We start from the raw sequence: 17,940 nt of genomic DNA, 5'->3' as shown, positions 1-17,940 counted from the left end.
CGATAGGATCGCTCCATGCGCCGTTCGAAAATCGTCTGTACTCTCGGCCCCGCGGTCGACTCCCACGAGATGCTCGTCGCCATGATCGAGGCGGGCATGAACGTGGCCCGGTTCAACTTCAGCCACGGCTCCCAGGCCGAGCACCAGGCGCGGTACGACCGCGTCCGGGCCGCGTCCAAGGAGACCGGCCGCCCCATCGGCGTCCTCGCCGACCTCCAGGGCCCCAAGATCCGTCTGGAGACCTTCGCCGAGGGCCCGGTCGAGCTGGAGCGCGGCGACGAGTTCGTCATCACGACCGAGGACGTGCCGGGCGACAAGCACCTGTGCGGCACGACGTACAAGGGGCTGCCGGGCGACGTCTCGCGCGGCGACCAGGTCCTGATCAACGACGGCAACGTCGAGCTGAAGGTCCTGGACGTCGAGGGCCCCCGGGTCCGGACGATCGTCATCGAGGGCGGCGTCGTCTCCGACCACAAGGGCATCAACCTGCCCGGCACGGCCGTCAACGTGCCCGCGCTGAGCGAGAAGGACGTCGAGGACCTGCGCTTCGCCCTCCGCATGGGCTGCGACATGGTCGCCCTGTCCTTCGTCCGGGACGCCAAGGACATCCAGGACGTCCACCGCGTCATGGACGAGGAGGGCCGCCGCGTCCCCGTCATCGCCAAGGTGGAGAAGCCGCAGGCGGTCGAGAACATGGAGGACGTCGTCGCGGCGTTCGACGCCGTGATGGTCGCCCGCGGTGACCTCGCCGTCGAGTACCCGCTCGAGAAGGTCCCCATGGTGCAGAAGCGCCTGATCGAGCTGTGCCGGCGCAACGCCAAGCCGGTGATCGTGGCGACCCAGATGATGGAGTCGATGATCACCAACTCCCGTCCGACCCGCGCCGAGGCCTCCGACGTGGCCAACGCGATCCTGGACGGCGCCGACGCGGTCATGCTGTCCGCCGAGTCCAGCGTGGGCGCGTACCCGGTCGAGACGGTCAAGACCATGTCGAAGATCGTCATGGCGGCCGAGCAGGAACTGCTCTCCAAGGGCCTCCAGCCGCTGGTGCCGGGCAAGAAGCCGCGCACGCAGGGCGGTTCGGTGGCCCGCGCGGCCGCCGAGATCGCCGACTTCCTCGGCGGCAAGGGCCTGGTCGCCTTCACCCAGTCCGGTGACACCGCGCGCCGGCTGTCCCGCTACCGCGCGATCCAGCCGATCATCGCCTTCACCACGGACGAGTCGACCCGCAACCAGCTGACCCTCAGCTGGGGCGTCGAGTCCCACGTCGTGCCGTTCGTGAACACCACCGACGAGATGGTCGACCTGGTGGACCAGGAGGTCGCCAGGCTGGGCCGCTTCGACGCGGGCGACACCGTCATCATCACCGCCGGCTCGCCCCCCGGGGTCCCCGGCACCACCAACATGATCCGCGTCCACCACATCGGCGGCCAGGGCAACTGACCGTCCGGCACGGGCTCGTACGACGCCGGGGGGCGCCTCCTGTTCCAGGGGGCGCCCCCCGGCTTCGTCGGGCCGGGGCGTCGTCACCGAAGGTCGTGGCCCGGCCCTCCGCGAGCGGAGGACCGGGCCACGGTGTTGCGGCTCCCGGATGGGTTCGTGCGACCGCTCAGTCGGTCGTGTACTGGCGCATGCCCGGGATGGTCAGGGTGCCGCCGAACTGGGCCGCCTGAACCACCTTGACGTGGGTGAACAGGATCCACGGGATGTTCAGGGGCGGCGGGTTGTCGGGGGTGAACGTCACGGGGATGAGGCCGAGCAGGTTGCCCGAGATGCTCTCGGTGTACATCGTGGTCTTGCCGCCCTCGATGGTGGACTCGCCACCCTTGGCGCTCTGCACGTGGTACGTCTTGCCCGACTGCTTGTCCTTGACGATCTGGTGAAGGTCCACGATCTTGGTGCCGCCGGAGATGACGTACTTGAGCACCTTCTTCGTGGTTCCGCTCGCCGTCTTCACCTCCACGACGCCCTGGTAGTCGGCGCCGTTCAGCGTCAGAGAACTGGCCTCCAGGTACCAGGGATCGTCCGCCACCAGAATGCCGTTGTCGACACCGCCGACCTTGTCGGTGGCCGCCGGGCAGTCGTCCGGGGACGTGCTGGAGCTGGCGGACGGGCTGGGCGTGGCCGACGCGGTGGCGTCCCCTGCGTTCCTGGCGGCGTCACCGGCCTTGGCGGTCGTGTCCTTGACGGTGTCGGTGGCCTTCTCGGCCGTGTCCTTCACGGGGTCGGTGGCCTTGTCGACCGTGCCCTTCACCGTGTCGGTGGCCTTCTCGGCCGTGTCCTTGACGGTGTCGGTGGCGCTGCCGCCTGCCGGTGAGGACGAACCGGACTCCGATGAACCGGTGTCCGGGGCGGACGACGGGGACGCGGAGGGCGTCGGGGTCGCGGTCGCCGTGCCGGAGTCCTTGTGACCGCCGGTGAGGATGTCACCGACCGTGTCACCGATGGTGCCGAGGACGCCCCCGACGCCGCTCTGCGTCTGCGACGCGGTCGGCGTCGGCGTGTCACCGCCGGAACCGGAACCCGTACCGGAACCGGAGGACGTCGCGGTCGGCTCGGGTGTGGCCTTGTCGCCGGAACCTGAATCCGGCGAAGAGGTCTTGCCCGGGGCCTTCGTGTGGTCCGGCGCCTTCGTGTCCGTCTTGCCGGCGCCGGCGCTCGCGGTGGGGGACGGCGTCGCGGACGTACTCTCCGATGCCGATGCCGATGCGGACGGCGACGGCGACGGCGAGGCGGACGGGTCCTTGGAGTCGCCCAGGACCTTCAGGCAGTCCTTGTAGTCCTCGGCCTGCTGGCTGGTGGACGGGGACGGATGGCCGTTGGCGGCGAGGGCGAGCGAGGACGTGTATCCGAAGCCCATGAGCACCGCGGTCGGCATCGCCACGGACGCTATCGCCTTGCCGGCAGGCATGTGGAACCTGGTGAACAGCGTCCTCTTGGGGGCCGCGTGGCGTGGCCCGGTTCTCTCACGGGACCCGTCCGCGTCGGTCCCGCGGATCACCTCGTCAGCCGGCACTGTGCCTCCCGTTCGCCCCGTTGGCCGGGCTCGTTCCTGACAGGTCGTTCGCCTCGCTGAACCCGTGGGCCGTCTCGGGCGACCCGTGGGCCACCTCCGGCGCCGTCTCCACGGGTGCGTCGTCGTCCGCCTGAGCCGGCGGCTGCGGCCCGGACTTGGCCGGGGCCCAGGCGATCGCCATGGCCCCGCCGAACAGCGAGAGCAGGAAGCCGACGATGAAGCCGCCGAAGTTGGAGACCGGGAGCGACACCAGTGCCAGCAGGATCGCGGCGACACCGGCGAACACCCGGACGTGCTGCTGGAACCACAGGGTCAGACCCAGGACGACGAGGAGCACGCCGATGATCAGGGACCCGGCTCCCGCGGTGGTCGACATCGCCACCGTGAGCGCGCCCAGCTTGAGGTGCGCGTACGGGAAGTACATGATCGGCAGGCCGCCGAGCAAGACGTACAGGCCCGCCCAGAACGGGCGGTTGCCCCGCCAGGCGCGGAACTGCGACCTACGGCGGGTGAACTGGCCGGGGGCGGCAGAAGTCTCGGCGCTCATGGAAAACAGCTCCCTGGTGCGGCGTTGCTCTGGTGATGTGGTGCTGGGTGGAGCGGTCGGGGGTGCGGGCCGAGAGGCCGGGCGGGGAAACCGGTGGCTTCCCCGCCCGCCATCAAGCGCCTAGTAGCACTCGTGTCCCGCGCCGCTGCCCCACTCCAGCCCCATGTGCAGGTTGGACAGGGTGAAGGTGCCGGCGGTGGTCGCCCACGCCGTCTGGCGCACGCCGGTCAGCGTGGCCGTGTCGGCCTGCTGGGCGAACCCGAACGGGCTGGTCTTCTCATCGGCCTTGGGCTTGGGGCCCTTGGCGCTGCCGGCCGCGACGCCGATGTCCATGTTGTCGAACACGGCCTGGTCGGCGTCGAGGTTGGCGACGTCGATGTACAGCTTCGACGCCTCGACGTCCTTGCCCTTGTTGCCCGCGGTGAGCTTGAGGGTGATCTCCTTGTTCAGGAACGGCACCGGAGTGACCACCGACTGACACATGTTGGTGATGCTCGCCGTCTCGAAGGCCGAGACCGCCACCGGGTGCGCCGCGTCCTTGCCGTCGAGGCCCTTACCCGTGTCCAGCGAGCCGTACTGGGTGAAGCCCTGGCCGACGAGCTTGTCGGCGCGCACCTTGAACTCCTGGCCCGACACACTGAACGACGCAGCCAGCGCGCCCTGTGCGAGGGCGACGCCTATCGCTGCCGTAGCGGCGACGCTGGGCACCATGACCACAGCGAACCGCTTCCATCTGGTCCCGCCACGCACCTGGGACTCCATATTTCCTCCTTCTCGGACGTACATCTCCTGGCCCGGCCACGCCCCCGGACGGTGGCTCAGCCAGGCAGGGATGGGAGAAGTGCTACGTCCTCGGAAAGGAGAGCGCCCGCACTCGGAGGCGCGAACCGCGCCCGAATCACCGGCGATCACCCCCGAGCGACAACCACTGGTCGCGCCTGACACGCATCACGCACAACCCTGCTGGACAGGCTTCGCCGACCGGCGAAGACCCCCCTGCCCGAGAGCCGGCGCCACTGCCGCCGGCTCTGCTCGGTGGGGACCCAGAGTCTCCCGTGTCCCGGCCGGATGCCGGGGGTGGGAATGGACCGAGCGTCGCCGATCGTGGTGCATTCTCGGCCCGGGCACAAGGGGGTTCGTTACTGGCTAGTAACGGCTGGATAACCGGAGGACGACCGACCGGTCTCGGACCGCGACACTCGGTGGCGGCCGGGGGACGCGAAAAACCGTTGATCCCTGGACGAACCCAGACAGATCAACGGCCTTGTCTTACTCGGAGTAACAGTGACCGCGATTGCCAAGTTTTGGCAAAGCGCGGTCACTGCGGCGGCTCGTCGGCGAACCTTTGACCCCGGCATCACACGCCGTGGCGTTTAGCGACTGGTCAGAACAGCGCACGCGCCAGCGCGCGGCGCGCCCCGATCACCCGCGGGTCCTCCGGACCCACCACCTCGAACAGCTCGAGCAGCCGGACCCGTGCCGCGTCCCGGTCGTCACCCGCCGTGCGCTGCACGGTCTGGATCAGCCGGCCGAAGGCGTCCTCGACGTGTCCGCCGACCAGATCCAGGTCGGCGGCGGCGATCTGCGCCTGTACGTCCGACGGCCTCTCGGCCGCCTCCTGACGGACCTTCTGCGGATCCATACCCTGCACCCGCTGCAGCAACTCGGCCTGCGCGAGACCGAGCAGGGCCTCGGGGTGGGCCGGGTCGTCGGCCAGCACGTTGCGGTAGGCCTGGACGGCCCCGCCCAGGTCGCCGGCGTCCAGCGCCAGCGCGGCGGCGTTCAGGGCCGCGTCGTACGGCCCCGCCGTGGGAGCCGTCTGCGGGGCACCGCCCGGCTCGGCGTCCGGGTCGACGGTCAGACCGGTCAGGCCGAAGCGCTCCTCGGCGACCGCCACCAGCTGGTCCAGCGTCTGCCGGATCTGCTGCTCGTCGGCCGCCCCCTGGAACAGCGGCAGCGCCTGCCCGGCGACGACCGCGAAGACGGCCGGGACGCCCTGGATCCCGAACTGCTGCATCAGCATCTGGTTGGCGTCGACGTCGATCCGGGCGAGGAGGAAGCGCCCGCTGTACTCGACGGCCAGCCGCTCCAGGACCGGGCTCAGCTGCTTGCAGGGCTGACACCACTCGGCCCAGAAGTCGATGACGACGGGTACTTCGGCGGAGCGCTGGAGGACGTCGCGCTCGAAGCCCGCCTCATCGACGTCGATGACGAGGTCGGCCGGCGAGACGGCCCCCGTCCCGCCCCGTCGGGCGGCTTCGGCGCGCGCCTGCTCGGCCTTGGCCTTGGCCTCTTGGGCCGCCTTCACCGCGGCGAGGTCGACGACTCCGCTCATGGACATGTTCCGTGGCTGCATGCGTCTATCCTCCCCCGATCCCGCGCCGGAACGAAAAATGCGTCGTAGCGGCGCCGGGTCCCCACCCCACGCCCGTGGTCGTCGCCCGTGTACGTCCCGCACGAGCTTTCGCTACGACCCGTAGCGTAATGCCATCGGGGCGGCCGGCGACACCCCGCCCCGGTGATCTCCCTCACGGCACCACAGGATCCGCCGGTTATGGTCGATGACATGCAGAGCCGCACCCCCGCCGGCCGTCCCGGACGCCCGCGCAGCGCCACCGCGGACGCCGCGATCCTGGCCGCGACCCGGGAGGTTCTCGTCGACCTCGGCTGGTCCAAGCTCACGCTGGGGGACGTCGCCACGCGCGCGGGGGTCGCGAAGACCACGCTCTACCGTCGCTGGGCCGGCAAGAACGAACTCGTCGTGGACGCCGTCGCGGAACTCTTCGACGAACTGCGGCTGCCCGACTGCGGCAGCCTCGCCGACGACATCGAGGGCGTCGTCCTCCAGTTCGCGGCCATCCTCGCCCGGCCCGAGGCGAAGAGCGGCCTGATGGCGGTGATCGCCGAGTCCACCCGCGACGACGCCCTGCGCGAACGCATCCGCGCCTCCATCGTGGACCGTCAGATGCGCTTGGTCCTGGAGGGCCGCGCCCGGGCACAGCAGCGCGGCGAACTCCCCCCGGAACCCGATCCGCGGGAGTCCGCCCGCACCGTCGACCTGATTTTCGACGTGGTGGCCGGCGCGGTCGTCCACCGCACCCTGGTGAGCGGCAAACCGGCGGACGGGGAATGGGTCCACAGCTTCACCCGGGTCCTGCTCCACGGCTTGGCGGAGGCCCCGGGGGACGACTAGGCCGTGTCGTCGCCGCGGGCGGATCCCGCGGGCCGGCATCGCGTGCCGACGCCGCACTGCCCGCCGGCTGTCGGGCCGGCGGGCAGTGTGGCGGGAACGGGCTCGTCAGAAGCCCGGGGGCTCCGTGTACACGCCCCACTCGTCGCGCAGTACGCCGCAGATCTCGCCCAGCGTCGCCTCCGCGCGTACGGCGTCCAGCATCGGTTCGATCATGTTGGCGCCGGAGCGGGCGGCGGCCAGCATGCCGTCCAGGGCGCCGCGCACCACCGCCTCGTCGCGCGCGGCCTTGCGTCCGGCGAGCGCCCGCACCTGCTCCCGCTCCACCTCGTGGCTGACGCGCAGGATCTCCAGGTCTCCGGTCACCGAGCCGGTGGCGACGTTGACGCCCACGACCCGCTTGTCGCCCTTCTCCAGGGACTGCTGGTAGCGGAACGCCGACTCGGCGATCTCACCGGTGAACCAGCCGTCCTCGATGCCGCGCAGGATGCCGGAGGTGATCGGGCCGATCGGGTGCCGCCCGTCCGGGTGGGCCCGCAGGCCCCGCTCCCTGATCTGCTCGAAGATCTTCTCCGCGTCCGCCTCGATCCGGTCGGTCAGCTGCTCGACGTACCAGGAGCCGCCCAGCGGGTCGGCCACGTTGGCGACCCCGGTCTCCTCCATCAGCACCTGCTGCGTGCGCAGGGCGATCTCGGCCGCCTGCTCGCTGGGCAGGGCCAGGGTCTCGTCCAGGGCGTTGGTGTGCAGCGAGTTGGTCCCGCCGAGCACGGCGGCCAGCGCCTCCACGGCCGTACGCACCACGTTGTTGTAGGGCTGCTGCGCGGTCAGCGAGACGCCGGCGGTCTGGGTGTGGAAGCGCAGCCACTGCGCCTTGTCGCTCTTCGCGCCGTACACGTCCCGCATCCAGCGCGCCCAGATGCGCCGGGCGGCCCGGAACTTGGCGATCTCCTCGAAGAAGTCGACGTGCGCGTCGAAGAAGAAGGACAGGCCGGGTGCGAAGACGTCGACGTCCAGTCCGCGGCTGAGGCCCAGTTCGACGTACCCGAAGCCGTCCGCGAGCGTGTACGCCAGTTCCTGCGCGGCCGTGGCCCCGGCCTCGCGGATGTGGTAGCCGGAGACGGACAGCGGCTTGTACGCCGGGATGCCCGCCGCGCAGTGCTCCATCAGGTCGCCGATCAGCCGCAGATGGGGCTCCGGCTGGAAGAGCCACTCCTTCTGGGCGATGTACTCCTTGAAGATGTCGGTCTGGAGCGTTCCGTTGAGCACGCCCGGATCGACGCCCTGGCGCTCGGCGGCGACCAGGTACATGCAGAAGACGGGCACGGCGGGCCCGCTGATGGTCATGGAGGTCGTGACGTCCCCGAGCGGGATGTCCTTGAACAGCACCTCCATGTCGGCGGCCGAGTCGATGGCGACCCCGCAGTGCCCGACCTCGCCGAGCGAGCGCGGGTCGTCGGAGTCGCGGCCCATCAGCGTCGGCATGTCGAAGGCGACGGACAGGCCCCCGCCGCCGGCGGCGAGGATCATCTTGTACCGCTCGTTGGTCTGCTGGGCGTTGCCGAACCCGGCGAACTGGCGGATCGTCCAGGTACGGCCGCGGTAGCCGGTCGGGTGGAGCCCGCGCGTGAAGGGGTACTCCCCGGGCCAGCCGATCCGGTCGAAACCCTCGTACGTGTCGCCCGGGCGGGGCCCGTACACCGGCTCCACGGGGTCGCCGGAGAGCGTGGTGAAGTCCGCGTCGCGCTTGCGCGCGGCGTCGTAGCGGGCCTGCCAGCGACGGCGGCCCTCCTCGATGGCGTGAGCGTCCATACCCTTGAATTTACTAGGACGTCCTAGTAAATGTCGATGGCTGGCCGCCGTACGGCAGCCGTACGGCGGTGTGCGCCATGTCTCGGTGCGGGGCGCGCCGCGCCCCGGTGCGCGGGGCGCCACGCCATGGTCCGCGGTGCGCTACGCCTTGGCGACGGCAGGGGCGCGGTCGCCGACCTGGGCGTCCAGCTCGCGGCTGATCTTCCGCTCGACGAAGAAGGCGGCCGTCGGAATGGTGCCCGCGAGCAGCACCCACAGCTGCTTGCCGACCGGCCACTTCGCCTTGGAGCCCAGGTCGAAGGCGAAGATCAGGTAGACGACGTACAGCCAGCCGTGGGCGATGGCGACGACCCGGGTGAAGTCGGCGGCACCGTCGACGCCCAGCCCGTACTTCGCGATCATGCTCAGGCACAGCAGCACCAGCAGGACGCCGGTGGTGTAGGCCATGACGCGGTAGCGGGTCAGCACGCTCTTTTTCATGGAGTCGAGCGTAACCACCCGTTCCGGGAGATCTTGCCCCGGGTCACTCCTCGTCGAAGTCACGCGCCGCGATCCGCAGGGGCCGGAGCATCGCGAAGATCTCCTGGCACTCCTCCGCGTCGTACACGCCGAGTCCGAAGTCCATGGCCATCAGGTCGCGGGTGGCCGCGTCGACCACCTCGCGGCCCTTGTCGGTGATGACGGCGAGGGTCCCGCGGCCGTCGTTGGGGTTGGGCCGCTTGGCGACCAGCCCCGACCGCACCAGCCGGTCGACGGTGTTCGTCACCGACGTGGGGTGCACCATCAGCCGCTCGCCGATCTTGGACATCGGCAGCTCACCGGCCTTGGAGAAGGTGAGCAGTACCAGTGCCTCGTACCGGGCGAACGTCAGCCCGTACGGCTTGACCACCGCGTCCACCTCGGCGAGCAGGATCTGCTGCGCCCGCATGATCGACGTGATCGCGGCCATGGACGGCACGTTTCCCCAGCGCTGCTTCCAGAGCTGGTCGGCGCGGTCGATGGGGTCGAACGGAAGGCTGAGAGGCTTCGGCACGTCGTCAGACCCTACCGGCCGGTCATATGCCGGTCAGCTCCGTCTCGGCTTTCGGTCACCCGGGCCCGGAATGTCGTCTGCGCCTCAGCGTCCGGACCGCCGCAAGCGGTGCCGTACCGCCCGCTGTGCCACCGGCCCGAGGTCCTCCAGCGCGGCCACCAGCGCGCCGAGCTGCTCCAGCGCGCCGAGCGCCGCGTGCGCGCCCTGGTCGTCGACCCCCTCGTACAGCTCGATCCCGACGAAGGACGCCGCGACCGCCCGTGCCAGGCCCGCCGGGTCGACGAACTCGCCTAACGGCGTCGGAGCGAGCAGACGGGTGAGCACCCGCTCGATCTCGGTGATCCACAGCCGCAGCCCGTCGGCGGTGGCCGGTCCCAGCGCGGGGTGCGTCGGCGCCCCGGCCAGCAGCTGGCCGAGCAGGGCCACATGCCCCCCGGCCCGTTCCCGCTCGTGGATCTCCCGCCCGAGAGTGAGCAGCTCGGACAGGGAGGAGACACCGGCGAGCCGTTCCCGGTAGCCGGCCACGGCCTTCTCCGCCCCGTACCGGCAGGCCGCGGCGAGCAGTTCGTCCACCGATCCGAAGTGGTAGAAGACCAGCGCCTGATTGACTCCGGCCGCAGCCGCCACCGTCCGCGCCGACGTCCTGGCGATGCCCTGGTCGGTGAGCGTCCGCAGGGCACCCTCCAGCAGCTTCGACTTGGTCTCCTGCGCCTTCGCCGTCTCCGGGCTCATGCGCGCGCCTCCTCCCGCACCGGCCGCAGCCCGGGCCGCACCCCGTGGACGCGTACATCCGTGTACGACGCCGTGAAGGATCCCTCGTAGCCGAAGAGCGGCCCGGCGTACCGGTTCACCACCCGGACCCGGATGCGGAAGCGGCCGGCCGCCTCGTCGTAGGACTCCCGCACCTCGGCCGTGGCGCCGATGATCTCGGGGACGCGGACGTCCACCGGGCCCTCCCGGAACCGGTGCTCGCCCGAGCGGATGAGCAGCGAACCGTCGGGTTCGGCACGCAGGTGCAGGTCGCTGGCGAGGTGCTGGTGGGTGCCGAGGTAGTCGAGGATCCGGTCGCCCCGGGGGCTCAGCACCATCTGCGCGTCGAAGCGGCGGGTGCGGCCGGGCAGGTCGAAGGTGCGCACGAAGCTCACCGTCTCACGGCCGAAGGTGTCGGCGTAGGGCACGTTCTCGATGACGAACGGGATGTTCCGGCCGGCCCGGGGGACCAGGATGTTGCGTACGGCGCCCAGGGCCAGGAACGGCCGCACGAACGCCGGGCCGTGCCAGATCCGGTCCATCACGCCCCGGCCCGTGCAGGCCTCACCGCTCGCCAGGCCCACCGAGAAGCGGCGGCGCAGCGCGGGGTGGAGGCGGTCGAAGTCGGCGCCCAGCACGCTCTGGAAGATCGACGTCATCCGTGCTTCTCCAGGGTGCGCAGGAGACGGGGTGCCCGGGTGCGCGTGGCGGGGGCGCGCAGGCAGCGCCGGGCGGCCGGGGTCCCGGCGAGCGGGGCCTTGAACAGGGCGAGGGAGACGCCGACGACCAGCAGCAGCGGGCACAGGTAGGCCATGGCGTCCGTGAGGGGGCCGAGCGGGCCGGGGAGGGCGCCCTGCCCGAGTCCGGTCAGGCACAGGGCGAGCAGCAGCGTGCGGACCGTGAGTTCGGCGAGCCAGTGGACGAGGGCGCGCTCGGGGGTGATGCCCCGCTCCAGCCAGAGCCGGAGGCGGTCGAAGGACCAGGCGGTCGCCCAGCCCATGAGCGGACGCAGGAACAGGCGGTCGGCGAGGGTGCCGAGGGCTCCCCAGCGGGGGCGGTAGTCGTAGCCGGTGAGGAAACGGACGCCGTGGGCGTCGGGCACGTAGCGCCAGTAGCCGCTGCCCTCGGCGATCAGTGACAGGGGGTGCGGGGAGGAGAAGCGCAGGGCGGAGGTCCGGGTGCCGTCGGGGCGCTCCCGTTCGCCGGCCGCGACCCCGGTGCCGGAGACGGTGAGGAACGGCAGCACGCGGGTGGCGTAGCGGAAGCGCTGCGGCTCGCCCTCCGTGCGCGGGAGGTGGTGGATCTCGGTGAAGCGCAGGTCCCAGCGCTGGTGAGACGCCGGGTCCTGAGTGCGGGCCCATAGCTCTTCGAGATCGGCGCGGATGTGCGTCTCTAGGTACAGACCCATGTGTTCCCCCACGTCAGCATGGTGTTTGAGCGACCGCTCAAACCGTCTGCCGCTGAACGTACCGCTCTTTGAGCGATCGCTCAAACCCCTGTGCACGAAAAACCCCGGCCGGTGCGGGCCGGGGTGGGTGTGCGCGGGGAGGGCGGGGTTACCGCGCCAGGTGCCGCTCGACGGTCTCGACCTTGGAGGTCAGTCCGTCGGTCACACCGGGCCGGATGTCCGCCTTGAGGACGAGCGAGACGCGCGGCGCGCGCCGCTCGACGGCGGCGACGGCGCGCCTGACGACGTCCATGACCTCGTCCCACTCCCCCTCGACGGAGGTGAACATGGCGTCGGTGCGATGAGGCAGGCCCGAGGCGCGGACCACGCGGACGGCGTCGGCGACGTACTCCCCCACGTCCTCGCCGACACCGAGGGGCGTCACGGAGAAGGCGACGATCATGCGTTCACTCCTTCGCGGCGGGCGCGGGCGGCGATGACGGCGTCCTCGGCCTCGCGGCGCAGCTTGCGCTCGGCGAAGAAGCCGCCGGTGGGCAGCACCGAGAGGACGAAGTAGAGGGCGGCGGTCCCGAGCGGCCACTTGGTGCGGTTCCAGGCGTCCGCCCAGAAGAGGACGTACAGCACGAAGAGGACGCCGTGGATCGCGCCCATGACGGGGACCGCGTTGAAGTCCGTGGTCCGCTTCAGCACCGAGCACAGGAGCAGGACCAGGAAGGACACGGCCTCAGGGGCCGAGACCAGGCGGAGACGGCGGAGGGCGGTGGCGGTCTTGATGTCCACGGGTCACCTTCGATGGGAGTAATCGTTTGTGAACGCACGCACAAGCGTCCCCCCATTGTGGCAAACGGCGCCCCTAGGGGTCCGGCCAGGGTGGGTGTCCACCCATAGGCCCTGTTCGGTCCACCCGCCCGGCGGCTACTTTCGCAGCGTGGCGATGTTCCGGCTCCAGGGGAGCAAGGTGCTCGCCGTCGACATGACCGATGACGCCGTGAAGGCGAAGAACGGCTCGATGGTCGCGTACGACGGGCGGATGACCTTCAAGAAGCTGAGTGGTGGCGGCGAGGGGCTGCGCGGGATGGTGACCCGGCGGCTCACCGGCGAGCAGATGACGGTGATGGAGGTGAGAGGGCACGGGACCTGCTGGCTGGCGGACCGGGCCTCCGAGATCAACCTGGTCGCCCTGCGGGGCGACAAGCTGTACGTCGAGTCGGGCAACCTGCTGGCGACGGACAGCCGGCTGCGGACGGGCACGACCTTCACGGGCCTGCGCGGCGCCTCGCAGGGCACCGGGCTGTTCACGACGACCGTGGAGGGGCACGGCCAGGCGGCGATCCTCTCGGACGGGCCGGCGGTCGTGCTCCGGGTCACCCCGCAGTACCCGCTGGCCGTGGACCCGGGCGCCTACGTCGCCCACCAGGGCGAGTTGCGGCAGTCCTTCCAGTCCGGTGTGACGTTCCGCACCCTCCTCGGGGAGGGCGGCGGCGAAGCCTTCCAGATCCGCTTCGAGGGCGACGGCCTGGTGTACGTGCAGCCGAGCGAGCGCAACACGATCGCGGGGGACCTGTGAGATGACGTTCCGGGAGATCAACTCCAAGATGGTCGAGGCGACCGTGCTGCCGGGGCGGCGGCTGTTCAGCCAGCGCGGGGCGATGCTCGCCTACAAGGGGGACGTGGCCTTCACGCCCAGCGTCCAGGGCGGCCAGGGCGGGGTGATGTCCATGATCGGGCGCCGGGTGGCCGGCGAGGCGACCCCGCTGATGACCGTGGAGGGCAGTGGCACGGTGTTCTTCGGGCACGGCGGTCATCACGTGCACGTCATCGGCCTCACCGGCGACACGCTGTACGTGGAGGCCGACCGGTTGCTCGCCTTCGAGGGCACGCTGCGGCAGGGCACGATGTTCATGGGCGCCCAGGGCGGGGTGATGGGCCTGGTGCGCGGCCAGGTCACCGGGCAGGGCCTGTTCACGACGACCCTCCAGGGGCACGGCTCGGTGGCCGTGATGGCGCACGGCGGCGTCTTCGCGCTCCCGGTCACCCCCGAGCGCCCGGTCCATGTGGACCCGCAGGCCTACGTCGCCCACCACGGCGAGGTCCGCAACAGACTGTCCACCGCGCTCGGCTGGCGCGACATGGTGGGCCGGGGTTCCGGTGAGGCCTTCCAGCTGGAGCTGAGCGGCAGCGGCACGGTCTACGTCCAGGCATCGGAGGAGAAGCTGTGAGCACCCACGCAACGGCGGGCGACGGGCCGGTCGTGTACGACCCGATGACGCTGCCCGCCGACGACAACGTGAACGCGTACACCTTCTGTGTCGAGCTGAAGAGCGGCCAGTGGTTCCTCCAGAAGGGGAAGATGATCGCCTACTACGGGGCGATCGAGTTCGACGGCATCGGGCACGGGCGACTCGACCGGCTTGTCCGTACGTCGTTTCATTCGCCACTGCACGCGAGCGACTGGGTCGTGGCGGCGGGCTCCGGGAAGATGCTGCTGGCCGACCGGGCCTTCGACGTCAACTCCTTCGACCTGGACGACGGGAACTTGACCATTCGCGCGGGCAATCTGCTTGCTTTTCAGCCAACTCTTGCGCTCAAACAATCGATCGTGCCGGGTTTCCTGACCCTTATCGGAACCGGGAAGTTCGTGGCCGCATCTAACGGGCCGGTGGTGTTCATGGAACCTCCGATCCGGGTCGACCCTCAGGCGCTCGTCGGGTGGGCCGACTGCCCGTCTCCGTGCCATCACTACGACCACGGGTATCTGACGGGTGTACTGGGCGGTCTACGTGCGATGACGGGCTTCGGCGGGGTTTCCGGCGAGGAGCACCAGTTCGAGTTCGCCGGCGCGGGGACGGTGTTGCTGCAGTCGACGGAGACCCTCATGGCCGAGGTCGCCACGGGGGCGGTTCCGCCCGATCCGGGGGTCCCCGGAGGTGGCGGAGTGACACCGTCCGGGCACGGTCCGCAATCGTCGGCCGCACCGCGCCTTCCCGGACAGCTCGGAGACCTCCAGCGTCGCTTCGGGCTGTGAGCGGTAGTCTGCGGAGTGTGACATCGAACGCGTGCGCACAGTCACACCATCCGAATTAGTTCGCCATTCAACTTCTTAGGTAGACTTCATTCATGGAGACCGAGACGGCCACGCGCTGGCTGACCGATGCGGAGCAGTGCGCCTGGCGCACCCACCTGGAGGTCAACAGGCTGTTGACGTACCAGCTAGAGAAGGATCTCCAGCCGTTCGGCCTGACAATGAACGACTACGAGATCCTGGTGAACCTGTCCGAGTCGGACGACGTACGGATGCGGATGAGCGACCTCGCCTCCGCGACCCTCCAGTCCAAGAGCCGGCTCTCGCACCAGATCACGCGGATGGAGAACGCGAATCTGGTGCGCCGGGAGAACTGCGAGTCCGACCGGCGGGGACTGTACGCCGTGCTGACCGAGCACGGCATGGAGACGATGCAGAAGGTCGCACCGCACCACGTGTCCTCGGTACGGCGGCACTTCATCGATCTGCTGTCCCAGGATGCCCTGATCGACCTGGACAAGGCGCTCCGGCCGATCGCCGAGCACCTGAGAGGTCAGCGGGGACGCCCCTGAGCCTCCCGGGAGACTCAGGGGGGTGACAGCAGGGCGGAGGGTGGGGTGCGCGGCCCGTTCCTATCGCGGTGCCGCCGCACCCGCTTCCGCGCACCCGCGGACCGCACAGGCGAACCGGCCGCTCCCGCTTCCACCGGACACGTATCCACGCGGCTCGCCGCCACCGGTCCCGCTCCGCCGGACGCGCTGCCGCTGCCCCCGGCCCCGCCGGCCGGGCTGCCGCTGACCCTGGCCCCGCCGGCCGCGCCTCGGCTGATCCCGGCCCCACCGACCCCGCTCCGGCCGACCACGCCTCCGCTGACCCGAGCCCCGCCGATCCCGCTCCGGCCGGACGCGCTGCCGCCGGTCCCGCTCCGACCGGACGCGCTTCGGCCGGACCCGTATCCACGCAACCCGGCCCCGCCGATCCCGTGACACCCGGACCCGCGCCGGACGAACCCGCCTGCGCGGAGCCCACCTCCCCGCAGCGCGCTCTCAGCGAACCCACCTCCGTGGAACCCGTCCCCACGGACACCGGCCCCGCCGATCCCGCTCCGACCGGACCCGTTGCCGCCGATCCCGTTCCCGCCGGACGCGCGCGGAGCCCGCTTCCACCACCCCGCGGCTCGCTCTCAGCGAACCCACCCCCACGGGACCCCACCTCCGCCGGACCCGCGTCAGCCGAACTCGTCTCCACGGACACCGGCCCCGCCGATCCCGCTCCGGCCGAACCCGCCTGCGCCGAGGCCACCTTCACGCAGCCCGCGCCACCTCCCAGCAGCTCGCTCTCACCGAACCCACGTCCGCGGAACCCACCCCCGCCGGACCCGCGTCAGCCGAACCCGTCTCCACGCGCCCCGGCCCCACCGGGCCCGCGACACCCGGACCCGCGCCGGCCGAACCAGCCTGCGCCGAGCCCACCTTCACGCAGCCCGCTTCCACCCTCCCCGCGGCTCACTCTCACCGAACCCACCCCCGCCGGACCCGCGTCAGCCGAACCCGTCTCCACGCGACCCGGCCCCACCGGGCCCGCGACACCCGGACCCGCTGCCGCCCATCCCGTTCCCGCCGGACGCGCCTCCGCCGACCCCGGCCCCGCCGAACCCGCTCCGGCCGATCCCGCTCCGGCCGGACCCGCTGCCGCTGGTCACGCCTCAGCTGATCCCGTCTCCGCCGTGGACGCCTCCGCGCGGCTCGCTCGCGCTGGCGACCTCCCGGCGCAGCGCGCTCGCGTGGAGCCCGCCTCAGCCGGATCCGTACCGGCCGAACCCGTCTCCGCCTCTGCCGGGCCCTCCCTCGCGGAGTCCGTGTCCGTTCCCGCCGCCCAGGTGGCGCGGCCGGTCGCGGCCAGGGCGGACAGGAGGGCGATGACGCCCGCCAGGGCGAAGCACACCGCCGAGGACAGCCGGCCGGCCAGCAGCCCGGCCACCAGCGCTCCCGCCGAACTACCGGCGTTCACGCCCATGTTCACCCATGCCCCGGCCTGGGTGCGAGCGCCCTCGGGGGCCGTTTCGTCGGCCAGGAGGTACGCCGTCGTCAGGGCCGGGGCGACGAACGCGCCCGCGACGAGCATGGCCCCGGTGAGCGTCCACAGGCCCGGCGCCAGACCTGCCGGGACGAGCACCAGGCCGAGGCCCGCCGCGAACCGGCACAGGCGGACGCGGGTGGACGCGCGCCACCGCACCGCCCCGTGGGCCAGTCCGCCCAGCGCGCTTCCCGCGGAGAGCGCGCCCAGCACCCAGGGGACGAGTGCGGTGTCGTAGGAGCGTTCCGTGGCGAAGGCCATTACCAGCAGTTCGACGGCGCTCAGGGAGAGCCCCGTGCCCAGGGCGACGACGACCGGGGGCAGCGCCTGGCGCAGACCGCCGTGCCGACGCCGGCCGGGAGCGGGAGAGGGGCCGGGCAGGGCCGGGGACCTGACGAAGACGCAGGTGCCGGCCACGTTCAGGACCGCGCTGAGCAGGATGCCGGCGGCCGGCGGGGCGAAGCCCACGAGGACGCCGACCAGCGCCGGGCCGGAGACGAACAGCAGTTCCTCGGCGACCCCGTCGAGGCTGTAGGCCCGCCGCAGCAGGTCCCGGTCCTCGACCAGCCGGGACCACAGCGCGCGCATGGTCGGACCGAGCGGGGGCGCGCACGCACCGGCCAGGGCCACGGAGACGGCGATGAGCGGCGCCGGTGCGCCGGGCCGCCAGGTGAGGACCGCGAGGACGCACAGCAGGGCGCCGTACAGCGCCGACATGGGCAGCAGAGCCCGGCGCGGGCCGTGGCGGTCGATCAGCGCGGCCCGCAGCGGCATGAGGAAGACGGTCGTGGCGCCGAAGAGGGCCAGCACGGCGCCGGAGACGGCGTAGGACCCGGTGGCCCGGGTGACGGACAGCAGCAGCGCCAGGCCGACCGTGCCGTAGGACAGGCGGGCGGTCAGGGCGGCGGTGAAGGTGCGGCGCGCATGGGGGACGCGCAGGACGGCGGCGTACGAGGGCCGCGGAGGGTGCGTGGACACGCGGACGTTCCTCCGGAAGAGGCGGAAGAGGGGACACCGAGGGCGGCGGTGGCCGGTGGCCGGTCACCGCGCATCCGGTGCGCTCTACGCCAGGAGGAGGAACGACATGGG

General features: G+C 71.4%; 19 protein-coding genes. 6 read left to right on the top strand and 13 right to left on the bottom strand.

Translation table 11 applies throughout. The features are described from left to right. Positions 1-15 precede the first annotated feature (15 nt). Entirely contained in the window at positions 16-1,443 is a 1,428-nt protein-coding gene (gene pyk / locus ABZ117_RS13260) for a pyruvate kinase (protein ID WP_356820188.1), read from the top strand. A gap of 166 nt (positions 1,444-1,609) precedes the next feature. On the opposite strand, the gene ABZ117_RS13255 is transcribed toward pyk, so the two are convergent. The 4 genes from ABZ117_RS13255 to ABZ117_RS13240 form a co-directional block, all read right to left on the bottom strand. Continuing rightward, positions 1,610-3,016 carry a hypothetical protein gene (locus tag ABZ117_RS13255; protein ID WP_356820187.1) on the bottom strand — a complete coding sequence of 469 codons (1,407 nt, stop codon included), beginning with the start codon at positions 3,014-3,016 and terminating at the stop codon, positions 1,610-1,612. After that, positions 3,006-3,563, bottom strand: a complete 558-nt coding sequence (locus tag ABZ117_RS13250) for a DUF6114 domain-containing protein (protein WP_356820185.1) — start codon at positions 3,561-3,563, stop codon at positions 3,006-3,008. The genes ABZ117_RS13255 and ABZ117_RS13250 overlap by 11 nt, the downstream gene beginning before the upstream one ends. Positions 3,564-3,683: 120 nt before the next feature. Next, positions 3,684-4,325: a DUF6230 family protein gene (locus ABZ117_RS13245; RefSeq protein WP_356820183.1), complete on the bottom strand. Its 642-nt coding sequence runs from the start codon at positions 4,323-4,325 to the stop codon at positions 3,684-3,686. Between the two features lie 622 nt (positions 4,326-4,947). After that, the gene (locus ABZ117_RS13240; RefSeq protein ID WP_356820181.1) at positions 4,948-5,919 is read right to left on the bottom strand and encodes a tetratricopeptide repeat protein; all 972 of its coding nucleotides are present in this window, start codon (positions 5,917-5,919) and stop codon (positions 4,948-4,950) included. 210 nt (positions 5,920-6,129) lie between these two features. On the opposite strand from ABZ117_RS13240, the gene ABZ117_RS13235 reads away from it, so the two are divergent. Beyond that, entirely contained in the window at positions 6,130-6,756 is a 627-nt protein-coding gene (locus ABZ117_RS13235; protein WP_356820179.1) for a TetR/AcrR family transcriptional regulator, read from the top strand. 105 nt (positions 6,757-6,861) lie between these two features. Here ABZ117_RS13235 and ABZ117_RS13230 read toward each other — a convergent pair whose 3' ends face one another. From ABZ117_RS13230 to ABZ117_RS13195, 8 genes are all read right to left on the bottom strand, one after another. Further along, positions 6,862-8,562 (bottom strand): methylmalonyl-CoA mutase family protein, encoded by a 1,701-nt coding sequence (locus tag ABZ117_RS13230; RefSeq protein ID WP_356820177.1) that lies wholly within the window; start codon positions 8,560-8,562, stop codon positions 6,862-6,864. Between the two features lie 141 nt (positions 8,563-8,703). Then, the gene (locus ABZ117_RS13225; protein WP_356820175.1) at positions 8,704-9,042 is read right to left on the bottom strand and encodes a DUF3817 domain-containing protein; all 339 of its coding nucleotides are present in this window, start codon (positions 9,040-9,042) and stop codon (positions 8,704-8,706) included. A 43-nt stretch (positions 9,043-9,085) separates the two neighbouring features. Continuing rightward, positions 9,086-9,595: a MarR family transcriptional regulator gene (locus ABZ117_RS13220; RefSeq protein WP_356820173.1), complete on the bottom strand. Its 510-nt coding sequence runs from the start codon at positions 9,593-9,595 to the stop codon at positions 9,086-9,088. Between the two features lie 84 nt (positions 9,596-9,679). Continuing rightward, the gene (locus tag ABZ117_RS13215) at positions 9,680-10,327 is read right to left on the bottom strand and encodes a TetR/AcrR family transcriptional regulator (RefSeq protein WP_356820171.1); all 648 of its coding nucleotides are present in this window, start codon (positions 10,325-10,327) and stop codon (positions 9,680-9,682) included. Next, a complete protein-coding gene (locus ABZ117_RS13210; RefSeq protein WP_356820169.1) occupies positions 10,324-11,004 on the bottom strand; it encodes a DUF4166 domain-containing protein in 681 nt (226 codons plus the stop codon). Before ABZ117_RS13210 ends, ABZ117_RS13215 begins: the two co-directional genes overlap by 4 nt. After that, a complete protein-coding gene (locus ABZ117_RS13205; RefSeq protein WP_356820238.1) occupies positions 11,001-11,753 on the bottom strand; it encodes a hypothetical protein in 753 nt (250 codons plus the stop codon). Before ABZ117_RS13205 ends, ABZ117_RS13210 begins: the two co-directional genes overlap by 4 nt. Positions 11,754-11,901: 148 nt before the next feature. Next, positions 11,902-12,195 (bottom strand): MTH1187 family thiamine-binding protein, encoded by a 294-nt coding sequence (locus ABZ117_RS13200; RefSeq protein WP_356820168.1) that lies wholly within the window; start codon positions 12,193-12,195, stop codon positions 11,902-11,904. Next, a complete protein-coding gene (locus tag ABZ117_RS13195) occupies positions 12,192-12,533 on the bottom strand; it encodes a DUF3817 domain-containing protein (RefSeq protein WP_356820166.1) in 342 nt (113 codons plus the stop codon). Before ABZ117_RS13195 ends, ABZ117_RS13200 begins: the two co-directional genes overlap by 4 nt. A 154-nt stretch (positions 12,534-12,687) precedes the next feature. Here ABZ117_RS13195 and ABZ117_RS13190 point away from each other — a divergent pair, with 154 nt between their 5' ends. From ABZ117_RS13190 to ABZ117_RS13175, 4 genes are all read left to right on the top strand, one after another. Beyond that, complete coding sequence (locus ABZ117_RS13190; protein ID WP_356820236.1) at positions 12,688-13,320, top strand: AIM24 family protein; 633 nt, start codon at positions 12,688-12,690, stop codon at positions 13,318-13,320. A gap of 1 nt (position 13,321) precedes the next feature. Next, a complete protein-coding gene (locus ABZ117_RS13185; RefSeq protein WP_356820164.1) occupies positions 13,322-13,972 on the top strand; it encodes an AIM24 family protein in 651 nt (216 codons plus the stop codon). A 44-nt stretch (positions 13,973-14,016) separates the two neighbouring features. Continuing rightward, complete coding sequence (locus ABZ117_RS13180; protein WP_356820234.1) at positions 14,017-14,778, top strand: AIM24 family protein; 762 nt, start codon at positions 14,017-14,019, stop codon at positions 14,776-14,778. A gap of 92 nt (positions 14,779-14,870) precedes the next feature. Beyond that, positions 14,871-15,347: a MarR family transcriptional regulator gene (locus ABZ117_RS13175; RefSeq protein WP_356820162.1), complete on the top strand. Its 477-nt coding sequence runs from the start codon at positions 14,871-14,873 to the stop codon at positions 15,345-15,347. Positions 15,348-16,473: 1,126 nt separating this feature from the next. Here ABZ117_RS13175 and ABZ117_RS13170 read toward each other — a convergent pair. After that, a complete protein-coding gene (locus ABZ117_RS13170; protein WP_356820160.1) occupies positions 16,474-17,829 on the bottom strand; it encodes an MFS transporter in 1,356 nt (451 codons plus the stop codon). Positions 17,830-17,940: the final 111 nt, after the last annotated feature.

Origin of the sequence: Streptomyces sp. NPDC006309 (genome assembly GCF_040613095.1) — a bacterium.
Taxonomy (GTDB): Bacteria; Actinomycetota; Actinomycetes; order Streptomycetales; family Streptomycetaceae; genus Streptomyces.
Note: the sequence above shows the minus strand (reverse complement) of the source record. Positions and strands in the feature narration are given on the sequence as shown.

What these genes read in the sequence shown, in the direction of transcription:
- pyk (WP_356820188.1), top strand. Translation starts at nt 16, where the DNA reads ATGCGCCGTTCGAAAATCGTCTGTACTCTCGGCCCCGCGGTCGACTCC.
- ABZ117_RS13250 (WP_356820185.1), bottom strand. Translation starts at nt 3,563, where the DNA reads ATGAGCGCCGAGACTTCTGCCGCCCCCGGCCAGTTCACCCGCCGTAGG.
- ABZ117_RS13245 (WP_356820183.1), bottom strand. Translation starts at nt 4,325, where the DNA reads ATGGAGTCCCAGGTGCGTGGCGGGACCAGATGGAAGCGGTTCGCTGTG.
- ABZ117_RS13240 (WP_356820181.1), bottom strand. Translation starts at nt 5,919, where the DNA reads ATGCAGCCACGGAACATGTCCATGAGCGGAGTCGTCGACCTCGCCGCG.
- ABZ117_RS13235 (WP_356820179.1), top strand. Translation starts at nt 6,130, where the DNA reads ATGCAGAGCCGCACCCCCGCCGGCCGTCCCGGACGCCCGCGCAGCGCC.
- ABZ117_RS13230 (WP_356820177.1), bottom strand. Translation starts at nt 8,562, where the DNA reads ATGGACGCTCACGCCATCGAGGAGGGCCGCCGTCGCTGGCAGGCCCGC.
- ABZ117_RS13225 (WP_356820175.1), bottom strand. Translation starts at nt 9,042, where the DNA reads ATGAAAAAGAGCGTGCTGACCCGCTACCGCGTCATGGCCTACACCACC.
- ABZ117_RS13215 (WP_356820171.1), bottom strand. Translation starts at nt 10,327, where the DNA reads ATGAGCCCGGAGACGGCGAAGGCGCAGGAGACCAAGTCGAAGCTGCTG.
- ABZ117_RS13210 (WP_356820169.1), bottom strand. Translation starts at nt 11,004, where the DNA reads ATGACGTCGATCTTCCAGAGCGTGCTGGGCGCCGACTTCGACCGCCTC.
- ABZ117_RS13205 (WP_356820238.1), bottom strand. Translation starts at nt 11,753, where the DNA reads ATGGGTCTGTACCTAGAGACGCACATCCGCGCCGATCTCGAAGAGCTA.
- ABZ117_RS13200 (WP_356820168.1), bottom strand. Translation starts at nt 12,195, where the DNA reads ATGATCGTCGCCTTCTCCGTGACGCCCCTCGGTGTCGGCGAGGACGTG.
- ABZ117_RS13190 (WP_356820236.1), top strand. Translation starts at nt 12,688, where the DNA reads ATGTTCCGGCTCCAGGGGAGCAAGGTGCTCGCCGTCGACATGACCGAT.
- ABZ117_RS13185 (WP_356820164.1), top strand. Translation starts at nt 13,322, where the DNA reads ATGACGTTCCGGGAGATCAACTCCAAGATGGTCGAGGCGACCGTGCTG.
- ABZ117_RS13180 (WP_356820234.1), top strand. Translation starts at nt 14,017, where the DNA reads ATGACGCTGCCCGCCGACGACAACGTGAACGCGTACACCTTCTGTGTC.
- ABZ117_RS13175 (WP_356820162.1), top strand. Translation starts at nt 14,871, where the DNA reads ATGGAGACCGAGACGGCCACGCGCTGGCTGACCGATGCGGAGCAGTGC.